Origin of the sequence: Leptospira sp. WS58.C1, from assembly GCF_040833995.1 — a bacterium.
In the GTDB taxonomy this organism is placed as follows: Bacteria; Spirochaetota; Leptospiria; order Leptospirales; family Leptospiraceae; genus Leptospira_B; species Leptospira_B cinconiae.
This window is the reverse complement of record NZ_CP162137.1, coordinates 2,650,001-2,672,982: the sequence shown is the minus strand read 5'-3', so window position 1 is coordinate 2,672,982 and position 22,982 is coordinate 2,650,001. Positions and strand designations below refer to the sequence as shown.

The window sequence follows — 22,982 nt, the reverse complement described above, 5'->3', positions numbered from 1 at the left end:
GGTTGCAATTTTCCGCATTCGGAAGAAAATCCAAAACCTTTGCGATGCAGAACAATACTTCTTTCTGGGACAATTGGACATTCGAAAGCCTTTTCGACTTATATACCGAAGGCTTGGATTTTTCGAATTCCAAAGAACTAAAGATCAATAAAGAGACAAACTCTTATGATTGGGTGGAAATTCCGACAGCTTGCGTCCAGATAGAAAGTTTATTTCATCTGATCAATGAGATCATTCTTAGAGATAAGATATTCTACGATTATAAATTCTCCGAGGGTTGGCGTTCCTTCGAAAGTCTGGATTCTCTGGACGGGAACCTGCTTATTTCCGTCGATATTCCTACGTATAACCCGGAAGTGGCCGATTCCAGGAACAAAGCCTTACAATTATTATGCGCCACCGACCTGATGAAAAAACATCAGGAAGAAAATTTTGAAGGATATAGAAAGAATAAACAAGCTCCTCACAGTTATTTCGGTCAGGTAGTTTGGGGGGCCGCGGGAAATTTGGGAAGGAGTTCCTTTCTAGAAGCTCATTACGTAGCTCATCCGATCAGAGCTTCCCTGTTGGAACAGGTTCCCCTATTCAAACCTCAAACGGATATAAATTCGGAAATTCAAGAATGGATCGATAATGAAAGGATCAAAATGTTCACTAGTTTGACTCCGGTTGGTAAGATGAATAATTTCCAGTTAATACTTCCCCCCTTAGTGGCAGAAGTGATAGAATCCGCTTCTAAACTTTCCGAAATCATTCCTTCCACAATGAAAGCTAGAGAAAAATATAAATTGATTCGGGAATGGATCGGAGAATATCAAACCGCCGTAGAGAGTGAAAATCCCGCTAGTATATCTAAGTTTAGAAAAACCTTGGATTCAGTCGTCCAAGACTTGGATAAAATGAGAAAGGTATCCGATATGGGAAGTACCAAAGTTGGAATTTCTTTCATTAGTTTGGATTTTCCAGTACCTAAATTGCCGGATTATAGAAAGTTTTGGGGGATCAGAGGCGCCTTAAATAAACTGTCTTTAAATCAAAAAGGGGAAAAGGCACTTGCTAAACTTTTGCATTGGTTGGGTTGTCCGGAGGGAAACGAATTCGAAAAAATTAGGGAATATTTTCGTTTATGATTTCCCTTTTCGAGGATTGCCGCCAACGTTGGTCGGCTATTTGGAGCTGGAGACCGACGAATGAAGTTTAAAGTTTTATTTATATTTACATTTTGGGTTTTTGTTTCCTGTAGTATGCTCGATCCGACTTATGATCTGGATGATTCGTATGGGAAACGAATGGGTTGTATTGCCGTGCTTGTTTCGTATAATGCCTGCACGGGAGGCTCACCGGATCCAGATAGGCAGAATTCTTGCCTAACGGAATCGATAGTTGCCGGCGGAAGTTGCTTCGTGAATTAAAAGCGCTGACCCGAAGGCGGAGAGATTACTCTCCGTCCTCGAGTAGGTTGTTCAAACTATCCAGAAGAACATCCACTTCCACACCATAGCCCATACAAACTTGCTCGATCGTTTCGAGTTCGTTGATGGAACAATGAGAGCAACCGCCCAAATGATAGCTGGAGAACACTAATCCTGCTTCCGGATGAAGACCGATCGCCTCGCCTACCGTCATTTCTTTAAAAAATCTTGGCTTGACCGCTTCCGACATGGGGGAAATCTCCTAAGTACTGGTTTTCAGTTCCAGTATATAGACTCCCTAGGCCAAAGTCAATTCCATGTTTTTTCAAGAAACCGGCAAATTCTATATTCGGATCGAGGAAAGGTTCGAGTCCTCTCATTATCTCTACAAATATTTCCCCGACGGCTCGGATGAACCGATCCACGGCCATTCCTTTAAGGTAGAAGTTTATCTTTCCGGCAAAAAGAATATCGGGGATGACGGGATCAGTTTCGACTTTTTGACTTCTAAGCGTAAGCTCAAAGAACTAGTGGCTGAGTTAGACCATATTCTGATCAACGATCATGCGGATTTTCAAAAGACCAATCCTACTTCTGAAAATATGGCTCGTTGGTTCTATTATGGCTTAAAGGATAGTGTCGCAGAAGCCAAAGGTAAAGTGGATCGGATCGTGATCCACGAAGGCCCGGAGAACTTGGCATATTTCGAGCCGAATTAACGGTTTTTTCGCACAGCGGCCACTTAGATTGCGGAGGGGGCGATTCATTTTTTGGCTCAGTGTCCTTGCCTGATCTCTATGTGAGACCTTCTACACTTCGGCTTGGCTCGAGGAAAAATAACTCTATATCTTCCCATACGTAAAAAGAAAAACTAAATTAGCCACCGCATAAGAGATCGTGAAATAGAAACCGATCCGTAAAGGGCGGGGAAGTTTTATCACTCCGCAAAGAACGAAGTGAACCGCTAAAAAACAAAGTGCTAAAGTGTTTGTCCAAAGCACTGCCTTGACCGGCTCCGAGTCGGCACCGTATAAAAGGAGAAGCACCGTAGGCAAAAGTCCGAGAAAACTCATGAACCCGCCTGTGGCGATCCAGACCATGAGGATCATTCTGGACTGTCTTTCATCCGGATGTTGGAATACAGAGATGGCTCCCCCGACCACTAATTGGTGTAAAAAACCGTGGAAAGCGTAGACCAAACTTACGCATAAAAATAGGATCGTAGGCAGGTTGAGATGATTCAGGTCTGACAACTGGGAAACTCCGATTTCTTATCGACGCACAAATCTTACGGAACGGCTTTCGCTTCACAACTAATTTACTGTTGACCTTCGATTGAAAAAAACTAGGATAACAGGCCTGGACATGAATCAAATCCTTTGGACTCCCAGTCCCGAACTCATCCAAAACTCAAGACTTACGGAATTTCAAAATTTTGCCGAACAAAAGATCGGTAAAAAATTCCAAAACTATACGCAGCTACATTCCTGGTCCGTTGAATTCCCCGAAAAATTTTGGGAACTCATTTGGGAATTTGCTCCTGTCATCCACTCCAAATCCTATGACGAAGTCATTCAAACCGGAAAAACCTTCAGAGAAACAAAATTTTTTCCGGGAGCAAAACTGAACTTCGCCCAAAACTTACTTCGGAAAAAAAACGATACTATTGCGATCCATTACAGGGGAGAAAGTGGAGCGGAAAAGAGCCTCACTTATTCCGAACTTCATAAAAGAGTAGGAGCACTTGCCGCTTATTTTAGATCGGAAGGATTGGTGCCGGGAGATAGGATCGCGGGACTTATGCCGAATGTTCCGGATACGGTTCTTGGAATGTTAGCCGCGACTAGTATTGGAGCCGTTTGGACTTCTTGTTCTCCCGATTTCGGAGTTAAAGGAGTATTGGATCGGTTCGGGCAGATCCAACCTAAAATTTTGATCACCACGGAACGGTATGAATTTAAGGGTAAATCACTTCCACTGGCAAGTACTGTCCGAGAGATCTCTTCCCAACTTCCCGACTTGAAAAAGATTTTAGTTTCAGAATATCCTAGTGTAAGATCTAAAGATCAGAAGAATATCACGGATGGATTTCCGAAAAACGCGATTCCATTAGAAGAATCTTATAGGCCATTTCTGGGACAGGAGCCTGAATTTTTCCAAACATCTTTCGATCATCCCGTGTATATCATGTATTCTTCCGGAACAACCGGGCTTCCTAAATGTATGGTCCAAGGTTTCGGGGTTTTTCTGAATCATTGGAAAGAACTCGCGCTACATACGGATCTGAAAGAGGGAGACGGGATTTTTTATTATACTACCTGCGGATGGATGATGTGGAACTGGCTTGTCAGTTCGCTTTCAATCGGAGCAACAGTACATTTATTCGATGGAAATCCGTTCCATCCCGATCCGGGAGTATTATTTCGGTATGTTTCCGATCGTAAGATCAAGGTATTCGGAGTGGGAGCTAAATACATCCTTAGTTTAGAGAAGGAAAAATTCAAACCGAGTGTGGACCTTTCTTCGGTAAACGTTGTCTTATCCACAGGATCTCCATTGCCGGGATACGGATTTGAGTATGTATACGAGTTTTGGAAGAAGGACCTTAGACTTTCCTCTATTTCGGGGGGAACCGACTTGAACGGATGTTTTGCATTAGGAAATCCTAATTTACCTGTACATTCCGGCGAATTACAATCTTTAGGCCTCGGAATGTCCGTACAAATTTTCGACGATTCGGGAAAACCGGTCCAAGGACAAAAAGGAGAACTAGTCTGTACAAAACCGTTTCCTTCCATGCCTTTGGAATTTTGGAATGATCCGGACGGAAAAAAATATATCGGCGCTTATTTCGATACCTATCCAAATATCTGGAGGCACGGGGATTTTGCGGAAATTCTTCCCAACGGAGGAATGGTCGTGTATGGAAGATCCGACGCTACATTGAATCCGGGTGGAGTTCGTATCGGAACCGCGGACTTGTATAGTCTGCTCGAAACCATTTCCGAAATCGCGGATTCGGTAGTGATCGGTCAAGAATGGAAGGATGACGTACGAGTGATCCTTTTCTTAAAGATGGCACCCGGTGCGGTTTTGGACTCAGCATTCGAATCTAAGATCAAAAAAGAGATCAAGGAAAAGGTATCTCCTCGTCATGTTCCGTCTAAGGTCATCCAGATCGCGGATATTCCATATACTCGTAATATGAAAAAGGTGGAGATCGCAGTTAAGAAAACAGTGCAGGGAGAAGCGGTCACGAACCAAGATGCTTTGATCAATCCGGAATCATTAGAATATTATAAAAATATCCCGGAACTGCAAACGGATTAACCCTGGAGCATGAAAAACGTTCCCTGGTTCTTCCAAAAAATCGCTTTTCTCAGATCGACTCAAGTATGATAGATCCTTTTTTTCCCTTGATCCACAGGGGCTAAGAAAATATAAAAGTGTGGTGTTTCGAATATCCGGTATCCTATTTTTGTTTTTGATCCTTTCTCCCGTTTTTCCACAAGCTATCTCCGGCTCTCGTTTGGAGGAGATCCGAAAAAGGGGAGAATTACGAGTCACAGGAAATCGTAACTTCGATCCATTTTATATCTCCGATCCTAAAGAAGGTTTTCCGGGATTCGATGCGGAGCTTGGCAAAAAATACGCCGATTTTTTGGGAGTAAAATACACATTCACAAATCGTCCTGAATTCGAGGATTACGCGGAAGCCATCAAAAGTGGAGAAGCTGATATCGCATTTTCCGGATTGAGTTCTACATTAGAAAGATCTAAAAAAGGGAGTTTCAGTTCTCCATATTTGATTTCTACGCCCGGTGCTTTGGTGAATAAGAATGCACTTCCTCCTCCTCCCGAAGGAAACATTATTTCAACGGTATATTTCAGAAGTGTAAAGGACCTGGATAGTGTAAGCGGGCTTAGTTTTTCTGTCAGAGCGTTTTCAGCCAGTCATGAATATCTATTAAGTGTCTTTCCGAATTCTCGGATATTCACTTACGGTTCCATGGATAGCGCATGGAATTCCGTGAAAGAAGGGCAGGCAAATTGTTTTGTGGGAGACTCTCTTTATATTAAGGGACTTCTTCTCAAACAAAGAAGTATTTTATCCAATTTTAGGGCCCTCATCGAGCCGGTTCAAGAAAATCATGTGAGCGCTTTGCTTCCCAAGGGTGATGTTTACTTCTTCCGTAATTTCGAATTTTTTCTGTCGGAACTCAAACGAACTGGAGAATTAAAAAGTTTAGAGGATAAGTATTTTAACAATAGCAACTGGGTGAAATAAAAAAGTAGTCTAATCCGTATGGCTACTTTGGCAAAAAGAAAGGCCCAAAATTCTCCCGGACAGATCTATGTGGATTCCAGTTGTATCGATTGTGAGACCTGCAGGATCTTGGCCGGCGATGTTTTCGGAGAAGATCGAACAGGTTCATTCGTTAAAAAACAACCTGGAACGGAATCCGAAAAATTCCAAGCCTTACAAGCGTTAGTTGCTTGTCCTACCGCTTCCATCGGAACGGAAGATCGTATCGATCTCGCGGAAGCAAAGGCATCTTTCCCGAGACAGATCCAAGACGAAGTCTATCATTGCGGCTTCCATTCTAAGGATTCATTCGGGGCCTTCTCCTATTTAATCGTAAGGGAAGAAGGTAACGTACTTGTGGATTCTCCCAGATATATTCCATCACTTTCCGAAAAAATAAAAAACTTGGGCGGGATCAAATATCATTTTCTAACACATAGGGACGATGTAGCGGATCATGAAAAATTCCATACCGACTTCTGGACCCAAAGGATCATTCATGAAGGAGATCTATCCGCGGTTCCGAATGCAGAGATCGTGATCAAAGGAAGAGACCCGTTTTCTCTCGGCGAAGATCTATTAGTGATACCTGGGCCTGGGCATACCAGAGGACATTCTACTCTATTATATAAACGTAAATTTTTATTTTCAGGGGATCATCTTGCACTCGATCCAAAAAGAGAAAGGCTGATCGCGTTTAGAGGTGTTTGTTGGTATTCTTGGGAAGAACAAACCAAGTCCATGCAGGACTTGGAAAATTATGATTTTGAGTGGCTTTTACCAGGCCATGGGCACCCCGCTCATACGGATCGGAAACGTATGAGCGAGATGCTTAGGTCCTGCGTTCTATGGATGCAAAAACGTTAAAATGATTCCCTGCTTCCTAAATATTCTTCCTGGCCTGAAAATACGCTCTCCGCGTAGGCAGGAACTCCTCCCCATTTTTTAACCGCTGCCGGTCCAGCGTTATAAGCCAGAAGCGCTTGGCGGATATTTCCCTCATGGGTCTCCAATAAATGGTTCAGATAGGAGACCCCGAGATGTATATTTGTCTCCGGTTCGAATAAGTCCTGCTTCTTGATATTTTTGCCTTCCCAAGAGGCGATCCAGGATCCAGTCCCCGGCATGATCTGCATAAGTCCCCGAGCATTCTTCTTGGATTTGGCTTTTCGATAGAATTCGGACTCTGTTTTGATGATCCCGAGAAGTAGCCCTGCCTTCTCTCCTTTTTGGCAATAAACCCCGCAAGCACTGTCATGGATCCTTTCTGCTTCCTTTTCTACGGTTAAGGAGAGAAGTTCCAGCTCTGATTCGCTAAGACTCGGTCTCTCGGAGCGGATGTATTCTTTGATTTGAGCGGATTCTGGCAGGGAGTTCCTACCAGGAACGCCCTTTCCGATTAAGGAACCCGCGATTGGGGCGACCAGGGATTGGTAGAGTAGGGGTAACGAGGCGATAAATATGTATCTTTTTCGGATTTTAGGCTGGAGCATTCTCCTTGCCTCCTCTTATGGTGCATTGCACCATCTATGGCCAGTCTTTTTGCGGCGCACTACAGGCCAAGTAAAAAACCATCCGGTTTTAGGAGTTCGGGAAAAAAAAATCGGGTTTTCGACGGAGAATGTATCCCTTAAGAAATTGAAAAGAAGAAGGAGGGCCAAAGGGAACATTTTTTTTGCGGAGTTATTTCCTAAATCTTAACACTCATTCTTTCGCTCTAGTTTTTTCTACTCTTACTGAGTCTTATTCGAGTTACTTGCGAGACCATCTCAACTACAATAAATTTGGAAAAAAATTTCCAAGAGAAGGATAAATCTTTCGGTATAAAAAATTTAAAAACATAGGTAGGAACATTTAGAAGAAGTTTGGAAATAAATTTACTAACCTGAAATGCGTATTTGTATTTGCGTTCGCTTCTCAAAATGTTTCTCAACTGGAAATAAATATAACATTCGATTTATTTAATATATTTTGGAAAAATAAAATTTTTGATGCAAATTTTTGTAACTGCTTCGTCATAATATTTTAGAACCGGGGACTTGTTGAACGAACAAGTCGAAATAAAAAAAAAGTAAAAACTCTTTCGCGATGATCGATCCCGCGATAGGGAAAATTTAAAGATACATTACAAAAAGCTAAATCCGTTATTCATCGGATTCGATCTCTAAAAACAAAAACGCCGAGATCGGATATTTTCTGGGGAAAAATAATGAGGGTATCTTTAGCTCTGTCCGTACTATGCCTTATTACATTTACACAATGTACTCAAATGGGGAATCCTTCCAGTGATCTTACTTGGGAGGAAAAACAACTTCTCTGGATAGCATACGGAGAGGAAATGAAAGGCGGACTACAACTCACAAAAGCGGCGGCTCAAAAATGGGGCCTTGGTATTGATGTTTATCCTGCTAAAACCAGGGTGGATAGAATGAGAAACACGATCGCATTTACAGAATCAGGAAAATGTAATGTGGAAGGGATCTCCCCGAAAAACGCAAAAGATTGCCAGCTGTTCTCTTCCAATCCTTTCTATCTTGCGGCTTGTTCGATCAGCGCAACTACCAGTATAGAAAATAGTGTTATTTTTATTTTTAAAGACAGGATCAAAGCGACTGCGGATGCGATGCGGATGGAAGGAAGCACCATCGACGCAAAAGAATATATAATCGCCACCGTTGCCCATGAAGTTGGGCATTGCCTTGGATTACAACATTCTCAGGATCCTAAGGATCTGATGTTCCCGATGTTGACTGGAACTGTGTTCGAACCTAGTAGAACGGAGATGCATGCCGCCCAGGCGCTGTATAATACTTCTTTGCCGCCCGGTTCCGTAGACGAATCCAATCTTTATACGAAACAATCGGACTTTACTTACTTAAAACAGTATACCGTTCCTTCGTTCGCGGTATTCGGAAATATAAATATGGAAGAGGAAGATTGATAACCCCAGAAACGGTAAACACCGATCAATCTTCCTATGGTGTGGATCGAAGATTGCCGGGGATTAAACTCCCCGGTTTTTTTCTAATTTTTCGGCCAAATCTACAAGTAATCTAACGCCATATCCGCTCGGTCCGTTCCCAATCTGGGTTCCGGAAGACTTCTTTCTCCAGGCGGTTCCTGCGATATCGATATGAGCCCAGTCGATTCCCGAGTCCACAAAACGTTCTAGGTATTTTGCCGCAGAAAGACTTCCTCCCGGTCGTCCTGCAATATTACGTAAATCCGCTATATCGCTCTTTAGATCTTCACCGTATTCTTCCCATAAAGGGAGATTCCAGATTCTTTCATCGGAAGAAGCGGAAGCCTCATCCAAAAGACCGCGCAATTTATCGGAATTACTCATCACTCCCGCAGCTTCATGACCTAAGGAAATGATGATCGCTCCGGTCAAAGTTGCCAGATCCACCATATAGTCCGGTTTGTATTTTTTTCCGACGTAAGAAAGGACATCTCCTAGGACAAGACGGCCTTCTGCGTCGGTGTTTTGGACTTCTACTGTGAGTCCGTTATGAGCTGTGTAAACGTCTCCGGGTTTTAAAGCGGCGGCATCCGGCATATTCTCCGCAATTCCGATTGCTGCAATCACCGGAACGGAAATACCTAATTCTGCGATCGCACCGATCGCATGGATCACCGCTGCCGCGCCGCACATATCATATTTCATTTCATGCATGTCTTGTGCAGGTTTGATGCTGATCCCGCCGGAATCGAATGTAAGACCTTTTCCGATCAAAGCTAATTTCTTTTTGGATTTTGCTTTAGGGGGATGATATTCCAAAACGATCATCTTAGGCTTTTTATCGGAACCTTGAGAAACTGCCAGAATTCCGCCCATCTTTTCCTTTTTAAGTTGGGGTTCATCCATCACTGTGATCTTTAAGCCTGCTTCTTTCGCAATTTCCTTGGAACGAGAAACAAATTCTTCCGGAGTGAAATGATTTGCAGGAAGGTGAGCGATATATCTGGCGCCGTTCACATATTTACTGACTGCTCTGGATTTATCCAAACCGGCCTTCGCCGATTTTTCCGCATTAGGATCTTCTAATACGAAACTTACATTTCCGAATTTAACTTTTTTTTCCTTAAAGTCCTTTGACAAGACATTGATGGGAAATGCACCTAGGTCGATCGAGTTTGCGATCTGATACACTAAAGAAGAAGGGGAAAAAGTTTTGGTCAAAAATCTGGTGAGTTTGATCTCAAGTCCCACAGATTCCCATTTGCGTAATTTTTCTCCTATACTTAAGAAGATCTGAGCCACGGAACGAATGTTAACTTTGTTGGAATTCCCCAAGCCTAGGTAGATAATTCTGTCCGATTCATCTACAAAACTCTGTCCGGATTCCGCAGAGAAGACCCCGGATCTGATCTGATCGGCAAATTTGGTCTCCAGTTCCTTAGGCAGATTATCTTTTACGACAGGAATTACCTTATAGATATTTTTGGAAATGTTCTTCCCTATACTAAAATTGATTTTTGATCTTTCTATTTTCATTTTTTATCCAACGCCTTAATATCTCCGAGGATCTCATCCACGTGACCTTTCACGCTTACCTTCGGATACACTTTCAAAATTTTCAGATCCGTTCCGATCAGGAAGGTGGTTCTGAGAATTCCCATAAACTCCCTACCCATAAACTTTTTCAACTGCCAGACCCCGTAAGCCTCGCAGATACTTCCGTCCTCATCGGAGAGAAGAGTAAAATTGAGTTCTTGTTTTTCGATAAATTTCTGGTGAGACTTAACTGAATCCTTGGAGACTCCGACTACATTAAATCCCTCCTTCTTCAGTCTCGCGAAATTATCCCTAAAATCGCAGGCCTCGGTGGTACATCCCGGGGTTTGGTCCTTAGGATAAAAATATAAAACCAGACCCTTTTTTCCGGATAGATCCTTGAGAGAGACCTTTTCCCCGTTTTGGTTCAGGGTCGTAAAACTAGGGGCTTTGGACCCCGCTTTTAAAGTACTCATACAAAGACAAATGATGGGGAACTCGGCTACTATACAAGATTTTTTGTTTTGTTTCCGTTTTCAGAAGGGGAGAAGAAGGTAAAAAGCCTTGCGAAAACCGAAATTCTGTCGATAGTAAAAGTATGGATCCTAAAGAAAGAATGGAACTGATCCGTCAGGGAAATCAGGCCTTCAACGAAGGTGATATCCGGAAGGCCAGGGAATGTTTTCTGAAAACGGAATACAAGGACGGGCTCATTCGTTTAGGAGACCATTTCATGTTCGAAAAAAAAATGCCTATCCTTGCGTACGGTTATTATAAAAAAGCGGGTTATCAGAGAAGGATAGACGAAATTTTCCAAAGGATGTTATGGGCCCTCTCGCAATGGATCGGACCGGATAAGTTCAAAAATCCCGAACCCGAAAGAAAGGCTCCGGATCCGGAAGATTTTGTGGTCCATCCGATCTTAAGACAGACCGCTTTAGACATACTCAAAAAAAACGGAATGTCGATTTAAACATTCACAGGAGCGGTATATTTTACGAAATCTATTCCGATCCCGTTCGGATCCGAGATTGCAAAATGTCTGTCTCCCCATTCCTCTTCCTTTAGATCCAAAAGAATATTTAGATCCTTCTTCTTAAATTCCGAATAAAGCGAATCCACATCCTCGGTTTCTATAGTGATATACATGCCAAATCCTGAATATTCTTTTTGGAAAGCGGGATGTTGGCTTGGAAGGTCCGGAATTAAAAAGGAAATTTCGTGTTTTCCGTTCGGTGTCGAAAGAAGAATGTACCAGTCATTCTCGAAAACGATCCGAAATCCTAGTTTGTTTACGTAAAATTCCTTCGTTTCCTTCAGTTTACTCGTGACGATTCCTGGATTTAATTTCATAAGTTTCTCCTTGTGTATTGAAATTTAACCCGAAACTGGGGATCCGGATTGTAAAAATCGGACAAAGTTCATCGGAATTTTCGGAGAGAAGAAGGGGTAAGTCCCGTGAATTTTTTCCAGTCCTTGATAAAATGAGATTGGTCGTAGAAACCGTCTACTATCTCTAAAGAACCGTTTTCTTTCCATTGACGGAGTACCGTTTGGAATCTGAGTATTTTTGCGAATTCTTTGGGAGAGAGACCTATATTTTCCGAAAACAATCTTCTGAGATGTCTGGACGAAATTTGAAATCCTAATTTTTCCGTGGGCTTTTGGAAATCCGAATACATTTGTTGCAAGGATGTCCGTATTCTTGGGTCCGATTCCAGGAACTTCTTCTTTAGAAGTTCGGAAAAATAAAGATCACATGTCTTAATACGATTGAAAAAAGAATTAGAAATCGCTAATTTTTCTTCCAACTCTTTCGCTTCTTTCGGGAAAATTTCAAAAAAGGGAGAAGTTTGAGCTTTTATTTCTCCAAGATCGATCTTAAAAAATCGACGGATCCCGGAAGGTAAAAACCGAATTCCGAACCAACGGTCACCCGGTTGTATCGGAAAACTTTCCAAGGAGGTAGGAGATAGTGAGATTAAAATAGGATCTTTCCGATTTATGTTTAGGATGAGATCCACACATGCGTCCGGGACAACTTGGTAGGAGCTTGGACCGGATGATCCTGAACTGAATTCCCAATAATAAGCAATATGAGATAGAAGTTCGGGACTTGGAGCGATTTCGGAATAATGTATCCCTAAGTTTAGTTGCAGAGGGTTAAAATCGTTTCTCATATAATCCCCGATCCATCCAATTTACGATCTTCCCTTAAAACCTTCCATAGTTTTATAAACTCCGAAAATTTTATCCGCGATCCAATCGAAAACGGATATAGGAAGTATCCCCCTTAATGCATTGGAAAGATAAATTGTCCAAGGTAAAAGTAATCTAGGTTTTCCTTTTTTCATCGCATTCCAAACTTTCGAAGTCACATATTCGGGAGTCAGAATCGGAGTGAACAACATTCCTTTTACACCTTCGAACATTCCGGTGGAAATATAAGCCGGGTTTACTGTAGTGACCTTTATATGTCCGTAACCGGCTTGGAGCAATTCCAATCGTAAGGAATCGCTCCATCCTGTCTCCGCCCATTTTGAGGCGCAATAAACGCTCATTTTGGGATTGGAGATCAATCCTGCCGCCGAGGATATGTTTACGATCCTAAACTCTCCCGTTCTTTCGGATAACATTTTAGGAAGTAGGAATCTAGTAGAATACATCGGACCTAAGGTGTTAATTGCCATCGTTGTTTCGATGTCCGATTTAGGGTCGTGTTCCCAAAAATATTTTCCTTTTACGATTCCTGCGTTGTTTATGAGTATATCGATCCCTCCCAATTGTGCTTCGATCCGGGAGACGGCCTTTCTAACCTTTTCAAGGTCGGAAACATCTACTGTGTCCGTAAAAATTTTCGTAGTATCCGATCTCAGTTGTTTCGCTGTGTTCAGTAGTACTTTCGAATTTACATCCCAAAGTACTAAGGCTGATGCGTTTTCTTGAACGGAAAGTTCCGCATAAATTTTTCCCATTCCCATTGCGGCCCCGGTGATTAATATTCTCTTTCCCTTTACGGTTTTCATATTATTACCTCGGAAATAGTAAGATTATAATGAATCGACTTTGTTATTCCAGATCGTCTTCATATTTTAGGAATATAGTATCTGAGAAATATCAACGATTATTAATACTTTTGAAAGGATTCGAATCATTGACAAAACCGTATTCGGGTATCTTTCTTCGATAGGGTGGCAGGTAGATTTATGAACTGGTCGATTCTTCCGTTTTTTATGATGTTGTTGGGTGTTTCGGTTTACGCACAAAGAGGGGGTTCTAACAAACCTAGAATGGGAGGGCCGGGAAGTCCTTGTTTTGAAGATAGGCAAAAATACTGCAATGATATCCCGAAAGGTCAGGGAAGGATTAGAGACTGTTTGATGGAAAATTCGGATAAACTATCTCCCGCATGCAAGGAACATTTGGATAAAAGATGGGGACAGAAAAAGTCCTAAATTAAAAGGACATTGGAGACAAAAGCCGATCAAATTCCTTACCTTTTGGAAAGAAATCTTCTATCTCATTTCGGAGGATTCGGGATCTTGTCTTAAAGAATCCTTCCGAAATGTTTCCTAATAAGATCGTATATCCTTTATTTCTCGCATTGATCTCTTCGGTTCTTACTTATTGTTTTTTTTCCGGAAACGATAAAAAGAACGATCCAAATACACGAACGAGTCCGCCGACCGAAAGATTGTATGCTTCTACATGGTCCCAGGACTTTTACGCAATGATGAAGTATATCCATCTTTACGACGAGATCCATCCGTTTTTATACAACCTGGAAGGTGGTCGCAGTAATACGGGTCGTATACTTTCGGTCTGGAAGAAGGACGAAATAGACGAAAGGATCCGTTGGTTAAGGCTCATGTCTCCGAGGACACTGATCATTCCCACTATCTTTCGTTGGGAAAATGATTTCGAAAAAGTTTCGGATGCGATCGGTCTAAACGGTAATACAAAGGTCAGAGATCTTCATATACAGAATATTCTAAAAGAGATAGATTCATACGGGTACGATGGCATTGATATAGATTATGAAGGGATGACTTGCGAGAAGAAGGAAGTATTTCAGGAATTTCTAATACTTCTTCGGGATGAATTGCATAAAAAAGGTAAAATCCTATCCGTAGCGATACATCCGAAAACTGTTGCTGAAAAACCTTCCGTCTATCCTTGTAAAGGTTTGAAATCTCCGATCCAAGTGGATTTTTACGAGGCTTATAGAGGTCAATTGACCCATGATTATGAGTTTTTAGGAAAGGTTGCGGATAAGGTCAAAATTATGGCCTACGAATTACATCCCCGCAAACAAGGTTTTCCCGGACCTGGGCCCCAGGCTCCGGATTGGTGGATCGACAAAATTTTAGAATATGCGGTTGCTCGTATCCCGAATGAAAAGTTATACATGGCGATCCCGACCTACGGATACGATTGGGCATTACATTGTGAAGCGGAAACAAAATCGGTCTATTATTCTAGGGCAAAGTGGATCCGGGAAAAAATGGCTCCCCGAAAAGAGGAACCCACAGACGTATTAGAAGTTTTTAAAACACAACCTAAAGCGGGGGATTGGATCTATCTCAGACCTTATCTGTATAGACACCAAGGCCACGTATATTCAGATCCTTCTCTCTGGTACAGAATGGGCGGTTGTGATCGGGTCGCATTCTATATGGATCGAAACGCTTTCGAGAAGAAGATGAAAATATTGGATAAATACAAGATCAGAGGATTTTCTTTTTGGCAATTAATAGAAGATAACGATCCCGAGATCCATAAATATCTGGAAGAAAAATTAGGACCCGAACTTTCGGAAACACTTTAAGAATCTTTCATGATACTTCCGGAAATGATCAGTTTCTGGATCTCGCTTGTTCCTCCACCTATCTCACCTAGTCTGGTGTCCCTGTATAGGCGAGAGACTTTATACTCATCCATATAACCTGCGCCTCCATGGATCTGGACCGCAAGATTTGTGACTTCTCTTGCCGCTGTTGTGGCGAATAATTTGCATGCAGCACATTTTCCTGAAAGGCTCATACTCGGCTTTCCTTCCGATTCGATTTTTTCCATTTCCCAGGCAGTATTGTAAGTAAACCATTTTGCCGCTTCGTATTTGGAATAAATTTCAGCGAGCATGAATGCGACACCTTGGTGTTGGTATATGGATTTGCCGAAACTTTTACGGGTTGCGGAAAAGGATTTGGATTCGTCTAAACAAGCTTTCATAACTCCTAAGGAATAGGCGGCTAAAGAAAGTCTCTCCGCGTTGAAGGTTTGCATCGTTTGTCTAAAACCTTTTCCTAATTTACCTAAAATATTCTCCTCCGGGACTTCCACATCCTCGAAGAATAATGCTCCGGTTGGAGAAGCCTTCAGTCCCATTTTGTCCATTGGTGCCGAGCGAGAGATACCTTTGGAATTTAGATCTACGATAAAATGAGTGAGTCCTTTTTCTTTACCGCTTTCGTCTTGTGTCCTTGTAAGGACCAAACAATAATTCGCATTGGGAGCGTTTGTGATATAGGTTTTTTGACCGGAGAGAAGGTAGCGATCTTTTCCCGATTTTTTTGCGAGAGAAGAAAGACCTGAAACGTCTGAACCTCCGTCCGGTTCGGTGACTCCCAAGGAACCGATAGTCTTACCGGAGATAATATCAGGCAGATATTTTTTCTTCTGTTCAAGAGTCCCGAAATGTTTAATAGGAAGTCCGAATAAGCCTGCAGAGGCTCCTGCGCTGAAAAATGTTGAACCACAATATTCGGAGACGATCTCCATGGCAAGAGTGCTTAAAAAAATTCCCGCACCTTGTCCACCGAACTCTTCCTCGTGTAAAAGACCTAGATATCCTGCTTCTCCTAATCTAAGGTAATGGGACCTAGGAAGTTCCTTAGTCTTATCCGCTTCTTCTGCAAAAGGAAGGATCTCCTTTTTGCAAAAATTACGAAAAGATTGTGTGAACTCTTGTTCATCTTGGCTTAGGCTAAAATCCATTTTTGCTTCCTCGGATCCTGCTAAACTCGAAGAAACATGTGTGAAGGCAAGTAGAATTCCGTTTGTCCGAATATTGTTCGTTAAAGAACCGAACCAAAAGCGGATTTTCGTAAAAAATATATATTCTAAAAAATTAAAATACTATTTTCCTTTAAAAACAGAGGTTCTTTTTCCAATAAGGAACGGATCCCTTCTTGACCGTCTTCCGATCTTAAACAATCGGTCATCAAAAGAACAAGATCGTCTATCGCTTCCAAATTCCCTACTTCGATGGCGTTTTTTGCTTCGGGGCGATTGAGTGTTATACAAAACACGCTACCTTTCTTTTCGACTTGGATATAAGTATACGAATTCATAAAATCCCCCACAATGAGTGGACCATATACTTTCAGATTTTCATTTTGTACCTTTAGATTTTTAGATTTGATAGGAAACCGAATGATAAAAATGGAAGGAAAGCCGGATTGGTTCCGGCAAACAAACATTTGGCTTAAATGGATACATTTGTAGAACCGATGTTCGGAAACCTAATAATTCTCTTTGTAGGAGGTCCTACAGAAGGTTGACAACCTGGAAGGATAGAGGATAAAGCTTTCGATGACTAATATTCCGACCTACTTTCCGGAACATACCTCTCAGGCGACGGTAATTTGGATTTTAGTTTCATTTGCGATTTTTGGAACTTATCTGGGGGGCCTCCTATGTATAGGGCAGAATATTTTAGAAAGAAAAACGGCTCTCAATCGTTTACTTTCTCTTTTGTTCGTAAGTCTGGGATTATTACAAGGCACTTGTCTATTTTATGTGTTCGGCTTATCTTCTTCATTTCCTAGGATCGTTCTTCTTCACATTCCGGTATTGGGTTCCATCGGTCCTATTCTTTACGGGATCCATAAGATCATTCAAAACTCCGAATTCGAAAAATCCGCATTGGGCTTAAGTCCCAAACACTCTATTCTGCCCGGGATTATTTGGATTTTGTATTTTTTCGGGTCTATCTTTGTCCCTGAGTCACTCAAGGTAGGGATCCGAACTTTCTCGGAAACAAGAAGTATATTAGATCTAGTCTTTCTGATCCCTTTGCTCATACTAGCGGCTTATATTGCGGGTTTATTGAGAGGAAGCCGAATATTATTTAAACCGAATGTTTTGAAAGAAGAATGGACTGCGAGAGTTTTGCTCTATATCATTCTTGCGACGATCGCCAACCATTCCGTAGGTGCATTTTTTCTATTGGATAAGAACCCTCTCTTTCTTTTGGTCAGCGCTTCTATGATGGGATTGAGTCTTTGTGTCTCTTATTTGATCGGAAGAAGGTACCCTGCTTATTTCCAAAACCTACAAGAAGTTGCAAGAGTCACCTTCCAAAAATATTCCCGCTCCTTGCTGCAAGGAATGGATATCGCCACTCTTAGGGAAAATTTACTTAAAGCGATGGAAGTCGAAAAACTATACAAAGACGATGAACTGAGTTTGGCAAGTTTGGCGGATGAGATAGGACTTTCTTCTCACCAGCTTTCGGAACTGATCAACCAAGAAATGGGTAAAAATTTCTCCGCATTCGTGAACGAGTATAGGATACGGGAAGCTTGCGAGCTACTCACCAAAAGTAAGGATACTTCTATCCTGGATATAGCCTATGAGGTAGGATTTCGGAGTAAAACCTCCTTTCATAGGGCCTTTCAGAAGGAAGTTGGAGTTCCTCCATCCGAATTTAGGGAGAAAAATTCCGGGTAATCGGTCCCATCCTATCAATTGAAACCGTTTTTGCAGTTTCGGTTTATAGAATGGAACGACGGATCTGAGATATAGGCTATACTCCTTTCCATCAGTTACATTGGAGTGGATATGAATTCCTTGGCACTTGAGCGAAAAAATGTTTCGGATCGATTTACCGATAAAGAAAAAACAAAACGTATCATCAAATGGATCCGCTATTCGGATTCTAAACTCAGAAAACGTTTTTCTTTTTTAAAATACCAAAACGCGATCGGATTCGGGATCACTGTGGGTTCCGCTTCGGGAATGATCGTACTCGGAAGTCTCTATGTAATGGATATCATTCCATTCTGGGCTTGTATTATAGGGAATGGGATCTTGGCTTCTTTTCTGCATGAGATGGAGCATGACTTGATCCATAGTATTTATTTTAAAGAAAATCCTAAAATGCAGAATTTTCTATTTTGGATGGTCTGGTTATTTCGTGCGAATACGGTTAATCCTTGGTTCAGAAAAGAGATCCATCTTCTTCACCATAAACTTTCCGGGAACATAGAGGATATAGAAGAAAGATTTATCAGTAACGGAATGCCTTGGGGGATCAGACGTATACTCGTGATGATAGATCCGATCATGGCGGTGGTATTACAGGGACCTAAGATCAGAAAGGACGCGATCCGTTATTTTAAAAAAATAAAGGCTAAGCCGATCAAGGGACCTTATCGTTTAGTATACCTTCTGCTTTGGTACTCATTCTTGATCTGGGGACTTATCTCTTTGATCAACTGGGCTTTCGGAAGTCCGATACAAGAGACCGGAACTACAGCATATATTCATAATTTATTAAATACTGCAGCGGTAGTATATTTGATCCCTTGTTGGCTCAGGCAAACTGCAATTCAGATCGTTTCTTCTAATATGCATTATTTCGGGGATGTGAAAAGTTTATACCAGCAGACCCAAGTATTGGATTCCTGGTGGATATTACCCTTACATTTGTTCTGTTTTAATTTCGGAGCCACTCATGGGATCCATCATTTCGTGGTAACACAACCCTTTTATCTACGACAAGCAGTCGCACCTAAAGTAAAACCCTTCTTAAAAAAATATGGAATTCGTTTTAACGACTTTGAAAGTATGACAAGGGCGAATCGTTACCACAAAGAAGAAATGGATGGTATTGCGATTCCGGCCTAATATTTTAAAGTCGGAAATGGCATGCAAAATTTAAAAGAGTCCCAAAGACCCCAAGGGCAATTCATTCGATCTTTAGACCAAGCGGAAGCGAATTTCTGGTTATATGATCGCGCTTCCTCTATGAATTTTTGTGTAATGGCGGAAGGAGAAGGTAATTTTTCGGAAGAAAGTTTGCGTAAAGCGCTGGACCTTATCCAAAACAAACATGCGTTAGCTAAGGTTCAGATCTTAAAACAAGTCGGACAAGATTCTCATTTATACTTTGCCACCTCGGACAAAAAAATCCCCATTCAAAAAGATCTCTATACTACCGAATGGAAATCCAAATTAGCCAAGGAAACCATCCGGCTTTTCGAGTTGGGAGATTCTCCCTTAATCAGAACCATATTTTATACTTCCGGAAATTCTAAATTTGCGATCGGACTCATCTTCCACCATAGTATTGGAGATGGAAGATCAGGTTGCAGATTTCTTTTAGATGTCCTTCGAGCAAGCACAGGAGAGGCGGAAGATATCCAAGAAGCAGAATATTCTTCCCTCATGGAATTGTATCCGGCAGAAGAGTTGTATAAAGGCGGACCAAAGCCGGAAAAGCCGCTTTCTATTCCTCAATTCTCTCGAAAGAAAGAAGAACAAGATCCTGAGATCATCAGCTTCTATTTGGAAGAAGAAGACGTCGAGTCACTCTTAAAAACTTCCAAACAAAAAAAAATCTCCTTTCATGGGATACTGGGCGCTTCTCAAGTAACGGCGCTCGCTGATTTTTTTGATAGAGGGCAAGAAGGAGTATTATATCTTTCTACTCCTGCGGATCTGAGGCCTCATTTGAGCCATCCGGTGCCTGATTCCGCATTAGGATTGTATATTTCTTTATTCACTACACCGGTGAATATCAGGGATCCCTTCGATATAAAAGCGAAAACGATCATGAACGACGTGAGAGCTCGAATCGGAAGAAGGGAAGGTAGAGCATTTTATGAACTTCTTCCTCCTTCCGAACAATTTTTGGAAAAAGAAGACGGATTAAAACTTTTCCAACTGCTGATGAGCCGAAATCCTCAGTCGAGTCTATTGAGTAACGTAGGGATTATCCCTGTTCTAAGTTCAGAGGAAATAAAAGTAAAAGAACTTTCTTTTACGGTCCATCCCGCTTTGACTCAAACGGTCTTTACTACTGTGACAACCTACGAGAATAGAATGGCAATCAATATCAACTACGACAAAAATCGTTGGAACGAAGCGGATATTTCGCAATTCGCATATTCTTTCCGGAAGAATATACTATCGAATTCTTAAGTCTGCTCCAAAAAGTTTTTTCGCTCCCTATGGGTCGCTCAAAGTCTCTGATGATTTTAATGCAGTTTGTTTGATTTGAAATTTGACTTCGTTTCACTCAGTCACCCAAGCGCAGCGACAATAGGAGCGAGCTTACGACTGTGAGTCGTTGCTATCCAACCGGATAGCAATTACCATACTATTCAATTGACACCAATAGGGTCGCCTCGGGTTTTTTCGCTCCCTATGGGTCGCTCAAAGTCTCTGATGACCTTAATGCAGTTTGTTTGATTTGAAATTTGACTTCGTTTCACTCAGTCACCCTTCGGGTTTTTTCGCTCCCTATGGGTCGCTCAAAGTCTCTGATGATTTTAATGCAGTTTGTTTGATTTGAAATTTGACTTCGTTTCACTCAGTCACCCCTTCGGGTTTTTCGCTCCCTATGGGTCGCTCAAAGTCTCTGATGATTTTAATGCAGTTTGTTTGATTTGAAATTTGACTTCGTTTCACTCAGTCACCCCTTCGGGTTTTTTCGCTCCCTATGGGTCGCTCAAAAAGGAAGAATTCTTTTTTTGTTTGTAAATACTCTTCTGCCCAGGATCCAACCCCAGACCAAGATCCCGCAGCCAAGGTAAGATATCAGATTCGGAATGAGGAGAATTTTCACCTCTGCAAGAACGGGAACTTGCATAGTTAAGCCTGCGAGCATTAGAATTGTATGGATTTCCGCAACTCTTGCTTTCTTCTCGTCTAAATATTTGCCCAATCCTCCTCCGGTGATAAATGCCAAAACTCCGAAGATGGCTCCCGTTCTTCCGATATACGCTGAGATGAATTCAAAATTTTGAATATCAGGAAATTGGAATAGAATGATAAACGGGCGAGAAAAAAGAAAACTTAAGGAAACGATCCCCAGATATCTATGAAGTCGTAGTTTGTTTTTGGGAGAAAGTTCCAAGACGAAAAAACTTAAGCGGGATCTCCGCTGCCTACCGGAACAGGTTCGTTTTCCGGAAGTAAACTTAAACCGCCGGCTTCCAATCCAGGATCGGAAACGGTGTCGATCAGGATCGGTTCGGATTTTTTAGAAAGTTTAAAATAATAATATAATGGAACGGAGAATAGAGTGAATGCAAAACCCCAAAGAGCTTCCGCACTTTTGTTATAAAGCAAGGTTCCTATGATCAAAATATTAGAAAGTATGTATAAATAAGTGGAATACGGATAACCGGGGATCTTGAACTCGTTTTTCAAATGTCTTTTTTCGAAAATGACGGGAGTATAAGCAGTGATCGTTGCAAGTAATAAGGTAGAGCAGGTGATCAGATATAAAAGGGATTCGATCTCTTTCACGAAACAAAAAAGGCAGGCATACAAAAACTGAAAGACCAAAGATTTATATGGGCTATGATATTTGGAGTGTAACTTTGCCATACTAGGAAAAAAGAATCCATCTCTCGCCATAGCAAAGTAGATCCTTGAACCGCCGATGATATAAGCGGAAATACCGCCTAAAAATACCCAGCAGATAAACGCAGTAATCAGAATATTCACGCCTTTTCCGAATAAAAATCCGGAAGCAGTAACGCCGATCTTCTCATCTCCCGCTAAAAGTTGAAAAGGAGCCGAGCTCAAATATAGAAAATTGATCAAAACATAAAGAAGAGTGACCAAGGTGCAGGAAACGATGACGGACTTATAGATATTCTTTTCAGGGTCTTTCACTTCTTCCGCGACATAAGTGATCATATTCCAACCCAAGTAGGAAAAAGTGACGGGGATCGCTCCCGCCAGCAAAAGATTCCATCCTTGCAAATCGGAAGGGATCAGGGAGAAGGATTCAAAATTTTGAATATTATAATTTCCGAGAGTAAATCCCAAAACTACGAACGCAACCAGTCCTAAAATTTTGAAAGTTGTGAAAAAATTCTGGATACGAGAAGCGAATCCTATCCCGAAAAAATTTACGATGGTAAAAAATAAGATCGTGGAAATTCCCAGGATTTGGGCCACACCCAAAGAAAATGTGATCCCCAAAAACTTGGACTCTAAAAAATAAATGTCCCAGGTCGGATCGAATAAAGTAATGAACGATTTAGAGAACGCGATTGCAGAAAGAGAAATGGATGCCGAAAAATTTACCGAAAGCGAAAGCCAACCGCTTGAGAATGCGACGATAGGGGAGTATGCTTCTTTTAGATAAACGTAATCTCCTCCCGCATACGGAAAGATACTCGCCGATTTCGCATAACTCATCGCACCCGCAATGGCCAAGAAACCTCCCAGGATCCAACAAAGGAGAGCCCAATTCGGATTGGAGGTTTGGGTCAGTATATAACCCGTAGTGATAAAAATCCCCGGTCCCACCATAGAACTGAACATGAGAGAAATGGAATCATAAAGATTAAGGGAGCGGCGAAGTTTCATTTTGAGTTTTGGTCAAGATAGTCCTTTTGCTTTCGCTCACAAGACATTTTCGAGACCTCTTTCATTCACTCATTGTAGGAGGTAATACGAATGATTTATATCAGTATGTTCGAACTCTTACAAATGATTTTGGCGGCTCCTCGCATTGCTC

24 protein-coding genes are annotated in these 22,982 nt (G+C 41.7%); 12 read left to right on the top strand and 12 right to left on the bottom strand.

Going from position 1 to position 22,982, the window contains the following annotated elements; translation table 11 throughout:
• Window positions 1-2 precede the first annotated feature (2 nt).
• Window positions 3-1,130, top strand: coding sequence for a hypothetical protein (locus AB3N61_RS12220; RefSeq protein ID WP_367897716.1), 1,128 nt, complete (start codon window positions 3-5; stop codon window positions 1,128-1,130).
• A gap of 307 nt (window positions 1,131-1,437) precedes the next feature.
• Here AB3N61_RS12220 and AB3N61_RS12215 read toward each other — a convergent pair whose 3' ends face one another.
• Window positions 1,438-1,662: a DUF1858 domain-containing protein gene (locus AB3N61_RS12215; protein WP_008593840.1), complete on the bottom strand. Its 225-nt coding sequence runs from the start codon at window positions 1,660-1,662 to the stop codon at window positions 1,438-1,440.
• 67 nt (window positions 1,663-1,729) lie between these two features.
• On the opposite strand from AB3N61_RS12215, the gene AB3N61_RS12210 reads away from it, so the two are divergent.
• Entirely contained in the window at window positions 1,730-2,131 is a 402-nt protein-coding gene (locus AB3N61_RS12210; RefSeq protein WP_367897715.1) for a 6-carboxytetrahydropterin synthase, read from the top strand.
• A 123-nt stretch (window positions 2,132-2,254) separates the two neighbouring features.
• On the opposite strand, the gene AB3N61_RS12205 is transcribed toward AB3N61_RS12210, so the two are convergent.
• A complete protein-coding gene (locus AB3N61_RS12205) occupies window positions 2,255-2,665 on the bottom strand; it encodes a hypothetical protein (protein ID WP_367897714.1) in 411 nt (136 codons plus the stop codon).
• Window positions 2,666-2,777: 112 nt separating this feature from the next.
• On the opposite strand from AB3N61_RS12205, the gene AB3N61_RS12200 reads away from it, so the two are divergent.
• The 3 genes from AB3N61_RS12200 to AB3N61_RS12190 all read left to right on the top strand — a co-directional run bounded on the left by AB3N61_RS12200 (window position 2,778) and on the right by AB3N61_RS12190 (window position 6,585).
• A complete protein-coding gene (locus AB3N61_RS12200) occupies window positions 2,778-4,742 on the top strand; it encodes an acetoacetate--CoA ligase (RefSeq protein WP_367897713.1) in 1,965 nt (654 codons plus the stop codon).
• Window positions 4,743-4,872: 130 nt separating this feature from the next.
• Window positions 4,873-5,700, top strand: a complete 828-nt coding sequence (locus AB3N61_RS12195; RefSeq protein WP_367899096.1) for a substrate-binding periplasmic protein — start codon at window positions 4,873-4,875, stop codon at window positions 5,698-5,700.
• A gap of 18 nt (window positions 5,701-5,718) precedes the next feature.
• On the top strand, window positions 5,719-6,585 hold the full coding sequence (locus AB3N61_RS12190; protein WP_367897712.1) for an MBL fold metallo-hydrolase: 867 nt from the start codon (window positions 5,719-5,721) through the stop codon (window positions 6,583-6,585).
• On the opposite strand, the gene AB3N61_RS12185 is transcribed toward AB3N61_RS12190, so the two are convergent.
• The gene (locus AB3N61_RS12185) at window positions 6,582-7,211 is read right to left on the bottom strand and encodes a lytic transglycosylase domain-containing protein (protein ID WP_020768864.1); all 630 of its coding nucleotides are present in this window, start codon (window positions 7,209-7,211) and stop codon (window positions 6,582-6,584) included. The two genes, AB3N61_RS12190 and AB3N61_RS12185, sit on opposite strands and share 4 nt — an antisense overlap.
• An 845-nt stretch (window positions 7,212-8,056) precedes the next feature.
• Between AB3N61_RS12185 and AB3N61_RS12180 the strand changes: the two genes are divergently transcribed.
• Window positions 8,057-8,659 carry a matrixin family metalloprotease gene (locus AB3N61_RS12180; protein ID WP_367897711.1) on the top strand — a complete coding sequence of 201 codons (603 nt, stop codon included), beginning with the start codon at window positions 8,057-8,059 and terminating at the stop codon, window positions 8,657-8,659.
• Window positions 8,660-8,722: 63 nt separating this feature from the next.
• On the opposite strand, the gene AB3N61_RS12175 is transcribed toward AB3N61_RS12180, so the two are convergent.
• Together AB3N61_RS12175 and bcp are read right to left on the bottom strand one after the other, a co-directional pair.
• Window positions 8,723-10,216 (bottom strand): leucyl aminopeptidase, encoded by a 1,494-nt coding sequence (locus AB3N61_RS12175; protein WP_367897710.1) that lies wholly within the window; start codon window positions 10,214-10,216, stop codon window positions 8,723-8,725.
• Window positions 10,213-10,692, bottom strand: a complete 480-nt coding sequence (gene bcp, locus AB3N61_RS12170; protein WP_020768766.1) for a thioredoxin-dependent thiol peroxidase — start codon at window positions 10,690-10,692, stop codon at window positions 10,213-10,215. The genes AB3N61_RS12175 and bcp overlap by 4 nt, the downstream gene beginning before the upstream one ends.
• 122 nt (window positions 10,693-10,814) lie before the next feature.
• Between bcp and AB3N61_RS12165 the strand changes: the two genes are divergently transcribed.
• Window positions 10,815-11,189 (top strand): hypothetical protein, encoded by a 375-nt coding sequence (locus tag AB3N61_RS12165; protein WP_020768786.1) that lies wholly within the window; start codon window positions 10,815-10,817, stop codon window positions 11,187-11,189.
• Here the strand turns inward: AB3N61_RS12165 and AB3N61_RS12160 are convergent.
• The 3 genes from AB3N61_RS12160 to AB3N61_RS12150 all read right to left on the bottom strand — a co-directional run bounded on the left by AB3N61_RS12160 (window position 11,186) and on the right by AB3N61_RS12150 (window position 13,242).
• Window positions 11,186-11,569: a VOC family protein gene (locus AB3N61_RS12160; RefSeq protein WP_367897709.1), complete on the bottom strand. Its 384-nt coding sequence runs from the start codon at window positions 11,567-11,569 to the stop codon at window positions 11,186-11,188. The genes AB3N61_RS12165 and AB3N61_RS12160 overlap by 4 nt on opposite strands.
• A 68-nt stretch (window positions 11,570-11,637) precedes the next feature.
• The gene (locus AB3N61_RS12155) at window positions 11,638-12,396 is read right to left on the bottom strand and encodes a DUF6597 domain-containing transcriptional factor (RefSeq protein ID WP_367897708.1); all 759 of its coding nucleotides are present in this window, start codon (window positions 12,394-12,396) and stop codon (window positions 11,638-11,640) included.
• A 21-nt stretch (window positions 12,397-12,417) separates the two neighbouring features.
• Window positions 12,418-13,242 carry an SDR family NAD(P)-dependent oxidoreductase gene (locus AB3N61_RS12150; protein WP_020768782.1) on the bottom strand — a complete coding sequence of 275 codons (825 nt, stop codon included), beginning with the start codon at window positions 13,240-13,242 and terminating at the stop codon, window positions 12,418-12,420.
• A 180-nt stretch (window positions 13,243-13,422) separates the two neighbouring features.
• Here AB3N61_RS12150 and AB3N61_RS12145 point away from each other — a divergent pair, with 180 nt between their 5' ends.
• Complete coding sequence (locus AB3N61_RS12145) at window positions 13,423-13,671, top strand: cysteine rich repeat-containing protein (RefSeq protein WP_020768919.1); 249 nt, start codon at window positions 13,423-13,425, stop codon at window positions 13,669-13,671.
• Window positions 13,672-13,781: 110 nt separating this feature from the next.
• Window positions 13,782-15,044, top strand: a complete 1,263-nt coding sequence (locus tag AB3N61_RS12140; RefSeq protein ID WP_367897707.1) for a glycosyl hydrolase family 18 protein — start codon at window positions 13,782-13,784, stop codon at window positions 15,042-15,044.
• Here AB3N61_RS12140 and AB3N61_RS12135 read toward each other — a convergent pair.
• Complete coding sequence (locus AB3N61_RS12135) at window positions 15,041-16,213, bottom strand: acyl-CoA dehydrogenase family protein (RefSeq protein WP_367897706.1); 1,173 nt, start codon at window positions 16,211-16,213, stop codon at window positions 15,041-15,043. The genes AB3N61_RS12140 and AB3N61_RS12135 overlap by 4 nt on opposite strands.
• Before the next feature lie 125 nt (window positions 16,214-16,338).
• On the bottom strand, window positions 16,339-16,569 hold the full coding sequence (locus tag AB3N61_RS12130) for a hypothetical protein (RefSeq protein ID WP_367897705.1): 231 nt from the start codon (window positions 16,567-16,569) through the stop codon (window positions 16,339-16,341).
• A gap of 241 nt (window positions 16,570-16,810) precedes the next feature.
• Here AB3N61_RS12130 and AB3N61_RS12125 point away from each other — a divergent pair, with 241 nt between their 5' ends.
• From AB3N61_RS12125 to AB3N61_RS12115, 3 genes are all read left to right on the top strand, one after another.
• On the top strand, window positions 16,811-17,950 hold the full coding sequence (locus AB3N61_RS12125; RefSeq protein WP_020768932.1) for a helix-turn-helix domain-containing protein: 1,140 nt from the start codon (window positions 16,811-16,813) through the stop codon (window positions 17,948-17,950).
• A 111-nt stretch (window positions 17,951-18,061) separates the two neighbouring features.
• Window positions 18,062-19,129 (top strand): fatty acid desaturase, encoded by a 1,068-nt coding sequence (locus AB3N61_RS12120; protein ID WP_367897704.1) that lies wholly within the window; start codon window positions 18,062-18,064, stop codon window positions 19,127-19,129.
• A gap of 21 nt (window positions 19,130-19,150) precedes the next feature.
• On the top strand, window positions 19,151-20,425 hold the full coding sequence (locus AB3N61_RS12115; protein WP_020768760.1) for a phthiocerol/phthiodiolone dimycocerosyl transferase family protein: 1,275 nt from the start codon (window positions 19,151-19,153) through the stop codon (window positions 20,423-20,425).
• Window positions 20,426-20,954: 529 nt separating this feature from the next.
• Here the strand turns inward: AB3N61_RS12115 and AB3N61_RS12110 are convergent.
• Both AB3N61_RS12110 and AB3N61_RS12105 read right to left on the bottom strand, forming a co-directional pair.
• Entirely contained in the window at window positions 20,955-21,362 is a 408-nt protein-coding gene (locus AB3N61_RS12110; RefSeq protein WP_367897703.1) for a hypothetical protein, read from the bottom strand.
• Window positions 21,363-21,373: 11 nt separating this feature from the next.
• Window positions 21,374-22,831, bottom strand: a complete 1,458-nt coding sequence (locus tag AB3N61_RS12105) for an APC family permease (protein ID WP_367897702.1) — start codon at window positions 22,829-22,831, stop codon at window positions 21,374-21,376.
• Between the last annotated feature and the right edge of the window lie 151 nt (window positions 22,832-22,982).